Origin of the sequence: Candidatus Fukatsuia anoeciicola, from assembly GCF_964059965.1 — a bacterium.
Lineage (GTDB): Bacteria > Pseudomonadota > Gammaproteobacteria > Enterobacterales > Enterobacteriaceae > Fukatsuia > Fukatsuia anoeciicola.
In genome coordinates this window covers 1-15,197 of sequence record NZ_OZ060923.1, presented here as the reverse complement: position 1 = coordinate 15,197, position 15,197 = coordinate 1, and the positions used below count along the sequence as shown (strand labels likewise).

General features: G+C 29.7%; 12 protein-coding genes. All 12 read right to left on the bottom strand.

All coding sequences use genetic code 11. The annotated features are described in order from the left end of the window. Window positions 1-611: 611 nt before the first annotated feature. The gene (gene rlmB / locus AB4W73_RS00060; protein WP_367680449.1) at window positions 612-1,349 is read right to left on the bottom strand and encodes a 23S rRNA (guanosine(2251)-2'-O)-methyltransferase RlmB; all 738 of its coding nucleotides are present in this window, start codon (window positions 1,347-1,349) and stop codon (window positions 612-614) included. A gap of 1,101 nt (window positions 1,350-2,450) precedes the next feature. Beyond that, the gene (glmS, locus tag AB4W73_RS00055; RefSeq protein WP_367680448.1) at window positions 2,451-4,277 is read right to left on the bottom strand and encodes a glutamine--fructose-6-phosphate transaminase (isomerizing); all 1,827 of its coding nucleotides are present in this window, start codon (window positions 4,275-4,277) and stop codon (window positions 2,451-2,453) included. Between the two features lie 12 nt (window positions 4,278-4,289). Next, window positions 4,290-5,663: a bifunctional UDP-N-acetylglucosamine diphosphorylase/glucosamine-1-phosphate N-acetyltransferase GlmU gene (gene glmU, locus AB4W73_RS00050; protein ID WP_367680447.1), complete on the bottom strand. Its 1,374-nt coding sequence runs from the start codon at window positions 5,661-5,663 to the stop codon at window positions 4,290-4,292. A 113-nt stretch (window positions 5,664-5,776) separates the two neighbouring features. Continuing rightward, window positions 5,777-6,211, bottom strand: a complete 435-nt coding sequence (locus AB4W73_RS00045) for a F0F1 ATP synthase subunit epsilon (RefSeq protein WP_367680446.1) — start codon at window positions 6,209-6,211, stop codon at window positions 5,777-5,779. Between the two features lie 21 nt (window positions 6,212-6,232). Continuing rightward, entirely contained in the window at window positions 6,233-7,615 is a 1,383-nt protein-coding gene (gene atpD, locus AB4W73_RS00040; protein ID WP_367680445.1) for a F0F1 ATP synthase subunit beta, read from the bottom strand. 35 nt (window positions 7,616-7,650) lie between these two features. Continuing rightward, entirely contained in the window at window positions 7,651-8,529 is an 879-nt protein-coding gene (atpG, locus tag AB4W73_RS00035) for a F0F1 ATP synthase subunit gamma (protein WP_367680444.1), read from the bottom strand. 12 nt (window positions 8,530-8,541) lie between these two features. Then, window positions 8,542-10,086 (bottom strand): F0F1 ATP synthase subunit alpha, encoded by a 1,545-nt coding sequence (atpA, locus tag AB4W73_RS00030; protein ID WP_367680443.1) that lies wholly within the window; start codon window positions 10,084-10,086, stop codon window positions 8,542-8,544. Between the two features lie 15 nt (window positions 10,087-10,101). Then, window positions 10,102-10,641 carry a F0F1 ATP synthase subunit delta gene (gene atpH, locus AB4W73_RS00025; RefSeq protein WP_367680442.1) on the bottom strand — a complete coding sequence of 180 codons (540 nt, stop codon included), beginning with the start codon at window positions 10,639-10,641 and terminating at the stop codon, window positions 10,102-10,104. A gap of 11 nt (window positions 10,642-10,652) precedes the next feature. After that, entirely contained in the window at window positions 10,653-11,123 is a 471-nt protein-coding gene (atpF, locus tag AB4W73_RS00020; RefSeq protein WP_367680441.1) for a F0F1 ATP synthase subunit B, read from the bottom strand. A 65-nt stretch (window positions 11,124-11,188) separates the two neighbouring features. After that, window positions 11,189-11,428: a F0F1 ATP synthase subunit C gene (atpE, locus tag AB4W73_RS00015; RefSeq protein ID WP_367680440.1), complete on the bottom strand. Its 240-nt coding sequence runs from the start codon at window positions 11,426-11,428 to the stop codon at window positions 11,189-11,191. Between the two features lie 41 nt (window positions 11,429-11,469). Next, window positions 11,470-12,294 (bottom strand): F0F1 ATP synthase subunit A, encoded by an 825-nt coding sequence (atpB, locus tag AB4W73_RS00010; RefSeq protein ID WP_367680439.1) that lies wholly within the window; start codon window positions 12,292-12,294, stop codon window positions 11,470-11,472. 799 nt (window positions 12,295-13,093) lie between these two features. Then, window positions 13,094-14,983: a tRNA uridine-5-carboxymethylaminomethyl(34) synthesis enzyme MnmG gene (gene mnmG, locus AB4W73_RS00005; RefSeq protein ID WP_367680438.1), complete on the bottom strand. Its 1,890-nt coding sequence runs from the start codon at window positions 14,981-14,983 to the stop codon at window positions 13,094-13,096. Window positions 14,984-15,197 lie beyond the last annotated feature (214 nt).

The following is a 15,197-nucleotide window of genomic DNA, read 5'->3' as shown; positions in this document are numbered from 1 at the left end:
TAATACTAAAGATCTAACGTCTAGAAACTAAGCATTAATAAATAGATAAAATTCTAGGCAATAAACTAAAAAATTTTAATTATTATATAGCAAATATTTAATACAGACAATAATAGCTATACAGGAAATAATTAACTTATAAGTAAGGTACTATTGAAATTATAAACAATAAAAATTAATTATTAAAGATGTATCATATTAAGATTTACTTGATATTATAATAATATATAACTAAAGTATATTATTATTTTACTATAAATAATTAAAAGTTTACTAGTTATTTCATAATATGTTTTACATATACATTAATATATCTATTAAGATTACTATAATTATTAATAATAATAATAATATTACTTAAAAAATATTAAACTTATCAAATAAAGCTTCATTATACTATATTAATTATAAAATACTATTTTAGGGCTAATATATAAAAATAATTACTCGATTATATTATATTAATCTAACACATATTCTATTAAATAAATATTATGTAGGTATTTATTTTCTTTGTAATTAATATCAATAATTATTGTATACTACTCTGTATTTTAGTAATTATTCTATTTCTAAGTAATAATTTTATAAAAAGTTTAATAATTTTTTAATTAGATAAAACTACGCTGACGTACTACTTCAAATAAACAAACACCAGCAGCAACAGAAATATTTAAAGAATATACTATACCAACCATTGGAATACGGATTAATTTATCACAATATTTACGAGTTAAATAATTCATTCCTCTACCCTCTGACCCCATTACTAAGGCTATAGGTCCAGTTAAATTATTTTGATATATATTTTCTTTTACTTTACCTGACGTACCAACAATATAGATATTTTGTTCTTTTAATAGCTGCAAGGTACGTGCTAAATTAGTTACCTGAATTAAGGGTACATTTTCAGCCGCACCACTCGCTACCTTCTTTACTGTAGCATTAAGCGAAGCAGAACGATTACGAGGTATAATAACTATATCTACACCAGCTGCATCTGCACTTCGCAAACAAGCGCCTAAATTATGTGGATCAGTAATACCATCTAATATCAATAAAAAAGGGATTTTTATATTAGATAAAAAAAGAAGTAAATCACTTTCCTGATACTGGCGTCCTTTACGAACTCGCGCTACAATATTTTGATGTATTCCCCCTTTAGTTTGGGAATCTAACCATTTTCTACTAGCATATTGAACTGCTAAACCACAAGTTCTCACTTGAGAAACTAACGTTTGTAACCGATTATTATTATGATTCTTTTGAATAAAAATCTCTAGAAAACGTTGTGGTTCATGATCTAATAAGACTTTGATAGTATGAATACCATAAATAATTTCACTCATATAAAGATCTGCTTTTAATTATAACTCAATAAATTTAAATACATTTTATTAACCAAGTTAATTATTCTTACTTACAATAATAAGTATTATTTTTAATAATTTCTACTTAAAAAGTAATATTATATCATATAAGTTTTTATGTATATCTACTAAAATTAATAAATTTATAGTATATTTTACTTATACATAACTCTTTAAGCTCATTATTTTAATAACTTACTTTTTGATACTTTTATTTAATATTTATTAACTTAAATTAGGTTATATAAGTGTATTTATATTTAACTTTTTAAAAGTAATATATTTTACTTTAAAAATAAATAAATTACTAACAAGAAATACTAACTTACACTTTTTTATTTCTGTAATAATTAATATTATTAATGGGTTAAGTGGTAAACTGTAAAGTATAATTCATATTATAGTTATGATATTTTTATAAATTTTAATAAATAAGTTTTTATATTACAAATATTAATCTTTTTATTAAAACTCATTTTAAAAAACTATACTAAAAAATTTTTAATTATCAATAATATGATAATTAATTAAACTACAGAAGCATACAAGTAACATATAATAAAAATAAACATGAATAACTAACATTAATATAAATTAAAAGACAAAAATATTGTATTTTAGTAAAAAATTTTAGTTAAATAAATTTTTTAGTTTTAATTTTTAAGTAAACTTAATACTATATATTTTCTGTTATTATAAGTTTAATTACTATTTATTATATTTTTAAAATAAATAACACATAAAAATAATTATATGTTTAATCAAAAAACTAAAATAGTAACTAAATAGTTTAATAAAATAAAATCGTATAGAATTATATTCTAATTTAGTAAAATAAATATGGAGCTTAATAAAGAATAATACTACTATTCTAAAAATTTATAGTAAGTATTATATATAAGTAGTTATTATTTGCTAATATAAAATCTCTATACTAATAGAGCTAATAATTAGTATAATATTTACCTTTAATTTAATTAAATTAAAGTATAGTAATAACCTAAGAAAAATTCTAATCAATAATTTACTAATAAATAATAATAATTAATAAAGAATTTTATAAAAATATAGTTTGAGATACTATTCAACTGTCACTGATTTTGCTAAATTACGTGGCTGATCAATATCGGTACCTTTAATTAAAGCGACATAATAAGCAAGTAATTGTAGTGGTATAGTATAAAAAATAGGCGCAATAATTTCTTCTACATATGGTAATGGAATAATTTTCATTTTAGTATTATTACTAAAATATATATTCTTATCAGCAAAGATATACAGCCATCCTCCTCTAGCACGTACTTCTTCAATATTTGATTTCAATTTTTTTAATAATTTATTATTTGGTGCATTAACAATAACTGGCATCTCATTATCGACTAATGCTAATGGACCATGCTTTAGATCACCAGCAGCAAAAGCTTCAGCATGAATATAAGAAATTTCTTTTAATTTTAAAGCACCTTCCATAGCAATTGGGTATTGATCACCACGTCCAAGAAATAATGCATGCTTTTTATCAACAAAATTTTTTGCTAATGTTTCAATAGTTTTATCTAATGTTAATATCTGTTCTATTCTTGCTGGTAACTTTTGTAATGCTTGTGCAATATCATATTCTTTACTTATTACTTGACCTTGTAAACGTCCAATATAAGCTACCAGCATTAATAATAAGGTTAATTGACTCGTAAATGCTTTAGTAGAAGCAACACCAATTTCAGTACCGGCTTTAGTTAGTAATACCATATTAGATTCACGTACCAATGAAGATACTAAAACATTAGAGATTACTAATGAACTTAAATAACCAAGTTCTTTAGATAAGCGTAAAGCTGCCAACGTATCTGCTGTTTCTCCTGATTGAGATAATGCAATTAGCAAGCTATTTTTACGTACGCAAGATTTACGATAACGAAACTCAGAGGCAATTTCAACATCGCATGCTATACCTGCTAAAGATTCAAACCAATAGCGAGCTACCATTCCTGAATTATAAGAGGTGCCACAAGCAACAATTTGAATATGTTGCACTACTGATAATAGTTCCTGTTTTTCAGTTAATTCTGATAAATTAATTTTACCCCGATTCAAACGACCTTCTAATGTATTTTTAATTGCTATCGGTTGTTCATAGATTTCTTTTTCCATATAATGACGATAGGTTCCTTTACTGCTAGTATCGTATTTTGTTTGTAATTCTACTACTGGACGTTTTACTATATTGTTATGCTTATCAAATATACTCAGATTATTAGCGTATATTTCAGCTAAATCCCCTTCTTCTAAGCAAATAAAACGGTGAACAATAGATAGTAGAGCTAACTGGTCAGAAGCAACAAAATTTTCCCCCTCACCACAACCAATAATTAATGGACTACCTGAACGTGCAGCTACTAAATGACTAGGATCCTGGATATCCATTATAACTATGCTATAAGAACCACGTAGCTGAGTAATTGCAGTTTTAACAACCTTAAGCAGAGAACCACCTTGTTGTTGTTGCCAATTTACTAGATGAGCAATAACTTCAGTATCAGTTTCAGAAGTAAAATGATAACCACGATCGATTAATAACTCACGTAATGATTCGTGGTTTTCAATAATACCATTATGAACTACATAAATATGTTGTGAAACATGAGGATGTGTATTAGCTTCTGAAGGCTCACCATGAGTTGCCCAGCGAGTATGTGCAATTCCAGTGCTACCATCTAATTTTTGTATCATATCAGCATCAGATAATACCTGTACTTTACCTACTCTGCGTAAACTATTTATCTGACCTTTATTATCTACTACGCTTAAACCAGCAGAATCATAGCCACGATATTCAAGACGGCGTAAGCCTTCAATCAATATTTTAGTAATATTACGTAGTGCTACTGCACCAATAATTCCACACATTAGTTTATGTTCCTATTTGATAATTTTTTTTACTGGACGTCGCCACCCTTGAATATTGCATTGTTTAACACGGCTAAGTACTAATTCATTTTCAGCAACATCATTCGTTACGGTTGTACCAGCACCAATAGTTGCACCATTTGCTACTTTAATTGGTGCTATAAATTGGCTAGCTGAACCAACAAAAACATTATCACCAATGCTAGTTTTATATTTATTAATACCATTATAATTACATGTAATACTTCCTGCTCCGATATTTACTTTAGAACCAATGTCAGCATCTCCAAGATAAGAAAAATGACCTGCTTTTGAATCTTTACCTAGATGTGTATTTTTAATTTCTACAAAGTTACCAATTTGCACTCCATCAGCTAACTTGCTTCCTGGACGTAAGTGAGCGAAAGGACCAACTCTACAAGTTACTTCTAAAAAAGCATTTTCTATTATAGTATAGGGTTTTATTTGACAATCATTATTAATCTGTGAGTTTATTAAAATACATCCAGTACCTATATATACTCGATCTCCTAAAGTAACACTGCCTTCAATAATTACATTAGTATCAATAGTGACGTCGCGACCACAAATTAAATCACCGCGTAAATCAAAACGCTCCATATCTAGTAAAGTAACGCCAGATAAAAGTAATCTTTTTGCTTGCTCTATTTGAAATATCCTCTCAAGACTTGCAAGCTGTAAATGGTTATTAATACCTTCAACTTCACTAAAATGAGAAGGTTGAATAGTAACAATTTTTCTACCCTTAGCATAAGCAAACGCAATAATATCAGTAAGATAAAATTCACCTTTAGCATTATTATTATTTAGCATAGACAATAATTGTTTAAGATCAGTACCATTAGCAACTAAAATACCAGTATTAATTTCATTAATTGCTTGTTGATTATTATTAGCGTCTTTATGCTCAATAATGCCAATGACATTACCATTTTCACGTAAAATACGACCATAACCACAAGGATCATTCCGTTTAATTGTTAGTAAGCTAATACCTCCTGCAGGCTTAACTGCTAATAAACGCTTTAATGTTTCAACTGTGATTAAGGGTACATCACCATATAATACTAAAATATCTTCATCAGCAGAAAAATAAGGTGAGGCTTGCTGTACAGCATGTCCAGTACCAAGCTGTTGTTGTTGTAATACCCAATTTAATTTTAGATCAATTAATGTTTCTTTAAGTAATTTACCTTCATGTCCATAAACTATATGAATATTTCTTGATCCTAATTTTAAAATAGAGTCAATGATATGTCGTATCATAGGTTTTCCTGCTAGCGGATGCAATACTTTAGGAAGCGATGAATGCATCCGTATTCCCTTGCCAGCAGCAAGAATAACGACACTGAAACTGTTTGTCATAAATAATCTAATTACTCTATTTAAATCATTAAATATAAAATAAAAAATATATTTAAAATAGACTTTAATAAAATTATATGTACTACTAAAAGTAAACTAAAGATCTATTACTTTTAGTCAATATAACTATATTGTTTTTTAATTAATTTAATTATACGTAATTTTGCAATTTCTTTTGCTAGTTCAGCAGATAATTGGGCATAATTAATATTATGACGGGTATCATTAATATAAATTTCTGCTTTACGTTTAGCTTCAAGCGCCTTTACTTCGTCAAGATCTTCTCCACGAATAGCAGTGTCAGCTAATAAGGTTACAATATTTGGATGCACCTCAAGAAAACCACCAGAAAGATAAATAAATTTTTCTTCACCAAACTGTTTAATAAAACGTACCATACCAGGTTTAATAAAAGTTAATAGTGGAGCGTGACCTGGATAAATACCTAATTCTCCTTCACTACCTGTCACTTGAATTTTTTGTACTAAGCCAGAAAATATTCTATTTTCTGCACTAACCACATCTAGATGGTAATTTATTGTAGTCATGTCACCTTCCTATCAGTAGTATTACAGTTTTTTAGCTTTTTCTATAGCTTCTTCAATAGTACCAACCATATAAAATGCCTGTTCTGGCAAATGATCATAATCACTATCTATAATACCTTTAAAACCACGGATAGTATCTTTTAATGATACAAATTTACCTGGAAAGCCAGTAAAGACTTCTGCAACAAAGAATGGTTGTGATAGAAAACGTTGAATTTTACGGGCACGAGAAATGATTAACTTATCTTCTTCTGATAATTCATCCATTCCTAAAATTGCAATAATATCTTTTAATTCTTGGTAACGCTGCAAAATCGATTGAACCCCTCGAGCAACATCATAATGTTCTTGACCAATAATTAAAGGATCAAGTTGGCGACTAGTAGAATTAAGTGGATCAACTGCTGGATAAATACCAAGAGAAGCAATTTGACGGCTCAATACAACAGTTGCATCCAAATGAGCAAAAGTAGTAGCAGGTGATGGATCCGTTAAATCATCAGCAGGTACATAGATAGCTTGCACTGAGGTAATAGAACCTTTTTTTGTTGAGGTAATACGTTCCTGTAATACTCCCATTTCTTCTGCTAAAGTAGGTTGATAACCTACTGCTGATGGCATACGTCCTAATAATGCAGAAACTTCGGTACCTGCTAAAGTATAACGATAAATATTATCAACAAAAAACAAAACATCACGTCCTTCATCACGAAATTTCTCTGCTATAGTAAGCCCAGTAAGTGCTACACGTAGACGATTACCTGGTGGTTCATTCATTTGACCATATACCAAAGAAACTTTATCTAATACTTTAGAATCTTTCATTTCATGATAGAAGTCATTACCTTCACGAGTCCGCTCACCAACCCCAGTAAATACTGAGTAACCTGAATGTTCAATTGCAATGTTACGAATTAACTCCATCATATTTACTGTTTTACCTACTCCAGCACCACCAAATAAACCAACTTTTCCGCCCTTAGCGAATGGACAGATTAGATCCATTACTTTGATTCCGGTTTCTAGTAAATCTTGTGAATTAGCAAGTTCTTCATAACAAGGCGCTTCACGATGGATTGCCCAACATTCTTCTTCACCAATAGCACCTTTCATATCGATAGGTTCGCCTAACACGTTCATAATTCGACCAAGTGTTGCTTTACCAACAGGTACCTTGATTGGGCTACCTTGATTAATTACTTGTAATCCACGTCGTAAACCGTCCGAAGAACCCATTGCAATACAGCGAACAATACCGCCTCCAAGCTGTTGCTGCACCTCTAGTATTAACTTACTCTCTATCCCCTTCACTTCAAGAGCATGGTAGATTTTGGGTGCCATATCTTGAATGAATTCAACGTCCACTACAGCACCAATTACCTGGATAATTTTTCCAGTAACCATCTTAAATCCTCTAAGTAACACGTTAAATTTTTACTTTAAACCGCGGAGGCTCCTCCAACAATTTCAATAAGTTCTTGAGTAATGTTAGCCTGACGCGCTTTATTGTAAATCAATTGTAACTCTTTAATAAAATTACTACTATTATCAGTAGCGGCTTTCATTGCAACCATACGTGATGCTTGTTCACTAGCTAAATTCTCAACTACTCCTTGATAAACCTGTGATTCTAAATAGCGACGTAAAAGTTTATCTAGTAAGATTTTAGAATCTGGTTCATACAGATAATCCCAAGATTTTTTTTCTAATTTATTTTTTTTTATAGGGACAAGGGGTAATAACTGTATAATTTGTGGTTCCTGAGATAGGGTATTTATAAATTTATTGTTGACAATATATAACTTATCTAGATGACCTTTATCATAGGCTTGCAGCATAACTTTTACTAAACCAATAAGTTCTGATAGTAATGGATTATCTCTAATTCCAGTTACTTCAGCAATAATATTACCTGGTATACCATTATTAATAAAGGACCTAAAAAAAGAAACTGCTTTCAATCCAATTAAAGCTAAATTACATTTAATACCTTTTTCCAACCAATTTTGCATTTCAGCTAATAATTTCTTAAACAGATTAATATTTAAGCTACCACATAAACCACGATCAGTAGAAACTACTAAATACCCTACATGTTTAATTTTACGTTCTTCTAAATATGGATGCTTGTATTCTAGATTGCCTAATGTAAGATGCTCAATTACATTACGTATTGCTTCTGCATAAGGACGACTAGCTATCATATATTTTTGTGATTTACGCATTTTAGAAGCAGCAACCATTTCCATAGCTTTAGTAATTTTTTGCGTATTTTGTATATTAGTAATCTTAGATTGAACCTCTTTTGCTCCAGCCATTATTTCTCCTTGTTACCAGGATTTAGTTTCCTTAAACTTTTCTAAAATATCTTTTAATTTACTCTTAATTTTATCGTCATATGTACCAGTTTTGTTAACGTATTGTAAAAACTTAAAGTATTCACGATCAGCAAAATTTAATAACATAACTTCAAAGCTACTAATTTTTGTTAGTTCAATATCTGTTAAATAACCCTGCTCTACTGCAAAAAGTACTAAAGATTGTTGAGCTATAGACATAGGCGCATATTGTTTTTGTTTTAATAATTCAGTCACTTTTTGGCCATGATTAAGTTGTTTTCGTGTTGTATCATCTAAATCAGAAGCAAATTGGGAAAAAGCAGCAAGTTCGCGATATTGTGCTAAAGCAGTACGGATACCACTAGATAATTTTTTAATAATTTTAGTTTGTGCAGCACCACCAACACGAGATACTGAAATACCAGGATTAACTGCTGGGCGAATACCTGCATTAAATAAATCTGATTCAAGAAAAATTTGACCATCAGTAATTGAAATAACGTTTGTTGGTACAAATGCAGAAACGTCACCAGCTTGCGTTTCTATGATTGGTAGAGCTGTAAGAGAACCAGTTTTATTTTTTATCATGCCTTTAGTAAAAGTATTGACATAAGCAGCATTAACACGAGCAGCACGTTCTAATAAACGTGAATGAAGATAAAATATATCACCTGGATAAGCTTCACGACCAGGTGGACGACGAAGCAATAGAGAAATTTGACGATATGCAACAGCTTGTTTAGATAAATCATCATAAATAATCAATGCATCTTCACCACGATTACGAAAATATTCTCCCATAGTGCAACCAGAGTAAGGTGCTAAATATTGTAGCGCAGCAGATTCAGAAGCTGTTGCTACTACTACTATAGTATTTATTAAAGCATTATGTTCTTCTAATTTACGAACTACATTTGCTACTGTTGAGGCTTTTTGACCAATAGCAACATAAATACATTTAATATTAGAATCACGTTGATTAATAATCGTATCAATTGCTAATGCTGTTTTACCTGTTTGACGATCACCAATAATTAATTCACGCTGACCTCGACCAATAGGAATCATTGCATCAATAGATTTATAACCTGTCTGAACTGGTTCATCAACAGATTGACGTTCAATTACCCCAGATGCAACAGCTTCAATAGCAGAAAAACCATCATTTTCTATTGGACCTTTACCATCAATAGGTTTACCTAACGCATTAACAATACGACCTAGCAAGTTATGACCAACAGGCACTTCTAAAATACGACCAGTACATTTAACTTTCATGCCTTCAACAAGATTGGTGTATGGTCCCATTACTACAGCACCCACAGAACCACGTTCTAGATTTAAGGCTATTGCATAAAGGTTATCTGGTAGCGCAACCATCTCTCCCTGCATCACATCTTTTAAACCATGTATACGGATAATGCCATCGCTAACAGAAATAATAGTGCCTTCATTATAAGTTTCGCTGATTATCTTAAATTGAGTAATACGCTTTTTAATTAGTTCACTAATTTCATTAGAATTAAGTTGTTGCATATACTTCCGGTTTCCTTAAGACTGCAAGATACCTGATAGACGTCTAATGTGACTACGTACACTACCATCTATAACTATATCGTTAGTACGAATAATTACACCAGCAATAATAGATTTATCAATCTTACAGTTTAGCTTAATTTTATGTAGTAATTTTAGTTTCTTTTTTATTGCAGTAGATATTTTTTTTCGCTGCGTATCATTTAGCACTCTCGCTGAGAAAACTTCAATTTCAATAGTTGACTCTAGTAAAGCTCGTAGCTGAATAAATTGTTCAAGTATTTCAGGTAGAATTTGTAAACGACCATTTTCCGCCATAATCCGAATAAAATTTCGGGCAAATTCATCAAGCTCATTATCACAAATAGTAATAAATATTTCTGATATTATTTCTGGTGCTAAAGAACGAGAAAATAATTCGGCAATATATTCATTACGCGCTACTTTAACAGCAAAAACTAACATATTCTGCCAAGATTTAACTGCTTGATGTTTAATAGAAAAATCAAAAGCAGCTTTAGCATAAGTACGAGCTACAGTAATAAAATCAAACATTAACCACTCACTTACAGTTTAGTAATCATTTTATTAATTATATCATTACTAATAGTTACATCTATAGAACGTTCAATAATTTTCTCAGCACCAGCTATTGCTAACACTGCAATTTGCTTACGTAATTCTTCATAAGCACGTTTACGTGCAGCTTCTATATCAGTCTGTGCTTGCATTAAAATTTTATTACGCTCCTGTTTAGCCTCAGTTTTTGCTTTTTCAAGAATCTGGTCTTTGCATTTATTTGCTTGCTCAATAATTGTTTGAACTTGCATTTTGGCTTTATTTAATTCATTAGTCGCATTGATTTGCGCTAAATCTAGATCTTTTTTAGCACGCTCTGCAAAAGCAAGACCGTCAGAAATTTCTTTTTGACGTTTCTCAATGGCAGTTATAATCGGTGGCCATACATATTTCATACAGAAAATAACGAATAGAAAAAATGCGATAGCCTGACCAAAGATTGTTGCATTAAGATTCACAGCACAATGTCTCTTTAAAAGTTAATAGATAAGCATAAATTTATAACAGTAATAACTATGCTATTTTACGCAATAGTAAAAATTAGATACAAACCAAGACCAACAACAATCATAGGGATTGCATCAACTAACCCCATAACTATAAAAAATTGCGTACGTAATAAAGAAATTAAATCGGGTTGACGTGCCGCTCCTTCTAAAAATTTACCACCTAAAATACCAATACCAATAGCAGCACCGATTGCTGCTAACCCCATCATTATAGCAGCAGCCATGTATAATAGATCCATATTTAGATTTTCCATGATAGTCTCCATATTAAATTAAAATATAGTAATATAAAAAATTAGTGCTCTTCAGATGCCATTGAAAGATAAACAATTGTTAGGACCATAAAAATAAAGGCCTGTAACATAATAATTAAAATATGAAAAATTGCCCAAGGTACACTTAATAACCATTGTGACCACCAAGGCAAAATAGCGGTAATTAGGATAAAGATTAACTCACCTGCGTACATATTACCAAATAATCGTAAACTTAGTGAAACTGGTTTAGATAGCAGGCTAATACCTTCAAGAACCAAATTAACTGGAATAAATATCGGGTGATTAAAAGGTTGTAGAGTTAATTCTTTTATAAAGCCGTTAAATCCCTTTATTTTAATGGTATAAAATATAATTAAAAAAAATACACCTAATGCCATTGAGACGGTAATACTTACATCAGCAGTAGGGACTACACGTAACGCTGGTAACCCAAAAATATGTTCAGCGATATAAGGCAATAAATCAATTGGTAATAAATCCATAGTATTCATTAACGCTACCCAAACAAATACTGTTAAAGCAAGTGGTGCAATAATTTTGCTTTTACTGTGATACATGTCATAAACATTACTATCAACAAAACTAATAACTAATTCAACTGTAGTCTGTAATTTATTAGGAACGCTATTGGTGGCGCTTTTTGCTATTTTATAAAAAATAAGTAAAAAAAAGATACCTAATGCAAAAGAAAAAAATAGCGAATCAATATTTAATGTCCAAAATGAGACTGAATTTGTAAAATCTGGATTTATTAACTTAAAAGTATGAAGATCCACCTGAAGGTGATTCAAGTGATGAGTTATATATTCTTGTTGAGAAATGCTTTCTCCTGATGCAGACATAATACCTCTATAACTACTGATAATTATTGATAATTTATAAATTTTTTGTAAAACCTATTACGTTATAAGTTACTTATTTTTCTTATACGCTAGAATATGAAATTTTTATATTATTTATACTTGTAGTTTAACTTAACTTAAATTTTAAATATAAGTAAATTAATTAACTAAAGATAAATAAATTATACATAGTAATAATATTATTTTTAAGATAACTAAATAAGATTCTTTAGGCAAATTTAATATTTATAATTTTGCTATTAATTTTATAGTTATTTCTAATAGGTAAATTTGCTAATTTATTATTTAATTTTAGTTTTTTAGTACATAAAATATTCTTTATATTGTTTGTTTACTAAATAGCGATACATTAATAACATATTTTGTAATAAAACAAATATATAACTATCACATTATCAAATAATAGATTTATAACAAAGTTTTTAACATGGTTTTGTATTAGTATAACATTAGACATTTTTAATTTACGCTGTATTTATCGTATAAAATGAACTCTTTTTTCTAAGTTATCAAGTAAAATAAAATAAATATTAGGATAAATAATAACTATGGTAAAATGCTAGGTAAACCTGCGCTACTACTAATATCAACAAATTTTTTGCTTCTAGGTAAGGTTTAATGATTATACTATCCATATTTATTCTATTTGTTTATAACTAATATGTTAACTAGTTATTTATTTTATTTGTTAGATGATCATCTATTTTATTAAATAAAAATTATAATTTTTAGTATTAAAATATTTTTTAAATTTAAATTTATATCACAAATGCTTAAATTAAGCACTACGGTGTAATAGGTTTTGTTTTTTTAACCAAATTAATAAAATGGATATTGCTGCTGGAGTTACACCTGAAATACGAGATGCTTGACCAATAGAATTTGGTTTGTGATCGTTAAGTTTAGCAATAACTTCATTAGATAAACCAGAAATATTCTGATAATTAAGATCTATAGGTAATAAAATATTTTCATTATATTGTTGTTTTTTTATTTCTTTTTTTTGACGTAAAATATATCCTTGATATTTAGCTTGAATTTCAACCTGTTCAGTTACTTGAGAATTAGTTAATGCTGGAATAAATAAATCTAATGTAGTAAGCATTTGGTAATTAACTTCTGGTCTACGTAGTAACTCTTCGCCATTAGTTTCTCGTAATAAAGGTGATTGTAGTAGCTTATTTAGTTGATTAGCATTTTCTGAATGCGGATGTACCCAGGTATTACGTAAACGTTGTCTTTCTTTTTCTATTTGTTCAGTTTTTTTATTATAATGCGCCCAACGAAAATCATCAACTAAACCTAACTTACGACCAATTTCAGTTAAACGTAAATCAGCATTATCTTCACGTAATATTAAACGATATTCAGCTCTAGAAGTAAACATACGATAAGGTTCTTTAGTGCCTAATACACTTAAATCATCTACTAATACACCAAGATAAGATTGGTCTCTTCTTGGTGACCAACCTTCATCTCCATTAGCTAAACGTCCAGCATTAAGTCCAGCAAGTAATCCTTGAGCTGCTGCTTCTTCATAACCTGTAGTTCCATTAATTTGACCTGCAAAAAAGAGTCCATGGATATATTTACTTTCTAATGTAGTTTTTAAATCACGAGGATCGAAATAATCGTATTCAATAGCGTATCCAGGCCGTATAATATGTGCGTTTTTCATTCCTTTAATTGAGCGGACAAACTGTATTTGTACATCAAAAGGTAAGCTTGTTGAGATACCATTTGGATAGATTTCATTACTAGTTAATCCTTCAGGTTCTAAAAATATTTGATGAGCATTGCGATCAGCAAAACGTATGATTTTATCTTCTATTGATGGGCAATAACGTGGACCAATTCCTTCAATTATACCTGAATATATTGGGCTACGATTAAGGTTATTACGAATAATTTCATGCATTTTTTCATTAGTATAAGCAATATAGCACGCGATCTGTTTAGGGTGTTGTGTTGGATGACCAAGGAAAGAAAATACTGGTATTGGCATATCACCTAATTGAAAATTTAATTGATTAAAATCGATAGTTTTTGCATCAATTCTTGGTGGAGTTCCTGTTTTTAAACGGTTTATTCGTAAAGGAAGTTCTTTTAATCTCTGAGATAATGAGATTGAAGCAGGATCGCCAGCACGACCACTACTATAATTTTTTAAACCAATATGTACTTTGCCATCTAAAAAAGTACCAACGGTCAATACAACTGCTTTAGCATAAAATTTTATTCCAATTTGTGTTACAACACCAATAATTTGGTTATTTTTAATTACTAGGTCTTCAACTGATTGTTGGAAAATCCTTAGATTAGGTTGATTTTCTAATGCAATACGTATTGCTTGACGATAAAGAATTCGATCGGCTTGGGCGCGAGTAGCTCTAACAGCAGGTCCTTTGCTAGAGTTAAGGATTTTAAATTGAATACCAGCTTGGTCTATTGCTTTTGCCATTAAACCACCTAAAGCATCAATTTCTTTTACTAGATGTCCTTTACCAATACCACCAATTGCTGGATTGCAAGACATCTGTCCTAAAGTATCGATATTATGCGTTAGTAATAGAGTTTGACGTCCTATTCGAGCACTAGCCATAGCAGCTTCAGTACCTGCATGACCACCACCAATAATAATAACGTCAAATTGATTATAATAAAACATAATGCCTATACCTCGCTTAATGCAAGTAGTAAGTCTTGTATTCTAAGAGTCTATAGAGATTTTAGATAAATTCCTAGTATTACTAGTTCTATGTAAATTTAATAAATTAACTAAGTAATCTTAAATTAAGTTTAATTTTATTTTTTAGTTATTTTAGATCTTTTATAGATCTTTTATTATACTTATTACTAAGATCGTGGTTATCTGTGGATAA

Bases quoted from the DNA above. Each gene is read 5' to 3' on its own strand.
- atpD (WP_367680445.1), bottom strand. From the start codon at position 7,615: ATGGTTACTGGAAAAATTATCCAGGTAATTGGTGCTGTAGTGGACGTT.
- atpB (WP_367680439.1), bottom strand. From the start codon at position 12,294: ATGTCTGCATCAGGAGAAAGCATTTCTCAACAAGAATATATAACTCAT.
- mnmG (WP_367680438.1), bottom strand. From the start codon at position 14,983: ATGTTTTATTATAATCAATTTGACGTTATTATTATTGGTGGTGGTCAT.
- atpE (WP_367680440.1), bottom strand. From the start codon at position 11,428: ATGGAAAATCTAAATATGGATCTATTATACATGGCTGCTGCTATAATG.
- atpG (WP_367680444.1), bottom strand. From the start codon at position 8,529: ATGGCTGGAGCAAAAGAGGTTCAATCTAAGATTACTAATATACAAAAT.
- rlmB (WP_367680449.1), bottom strand. From the start codon at position 1,349: ATGAGTGAAATTATTTATGGTATTCATACTATCAAAGTCTTATTAGAT.
- atpA (WP_367680443.1), bottom strand. From the start codon at position 10,086: ATGCAACAACTTAATTCTAATGAAATTAGTGAACTAATTAAAAAGCGT.
- atpH (WP_367680442.1), bottom strand. From the start codon at position 10,641: ATGTTTGATTTTATTACTGTAGCTCGTACTTATGCTAAAGCTGCTTTT.
- glmS (WP_367680448.1), bottom strand. From the start codon at position 4,277: ATGTGTGGAATTATTGGTGCAGTAGCACTACGTAATATTACTAAAATA.
- AB4W73_RS00045 (WP_367680446.1), bottom strand. From the start codon at position 6,211: ATGACTACAATAAATTACCATCTAGATGTGGTTAGTGCAGAAAATAGA.
- glmU (WP_367680447.1), bottom strand. From the start codon at position 5,663: ATGACAAACAGTTTCAGTGTCGTTATTCTTGCTGCTGGCAAGGGAATA.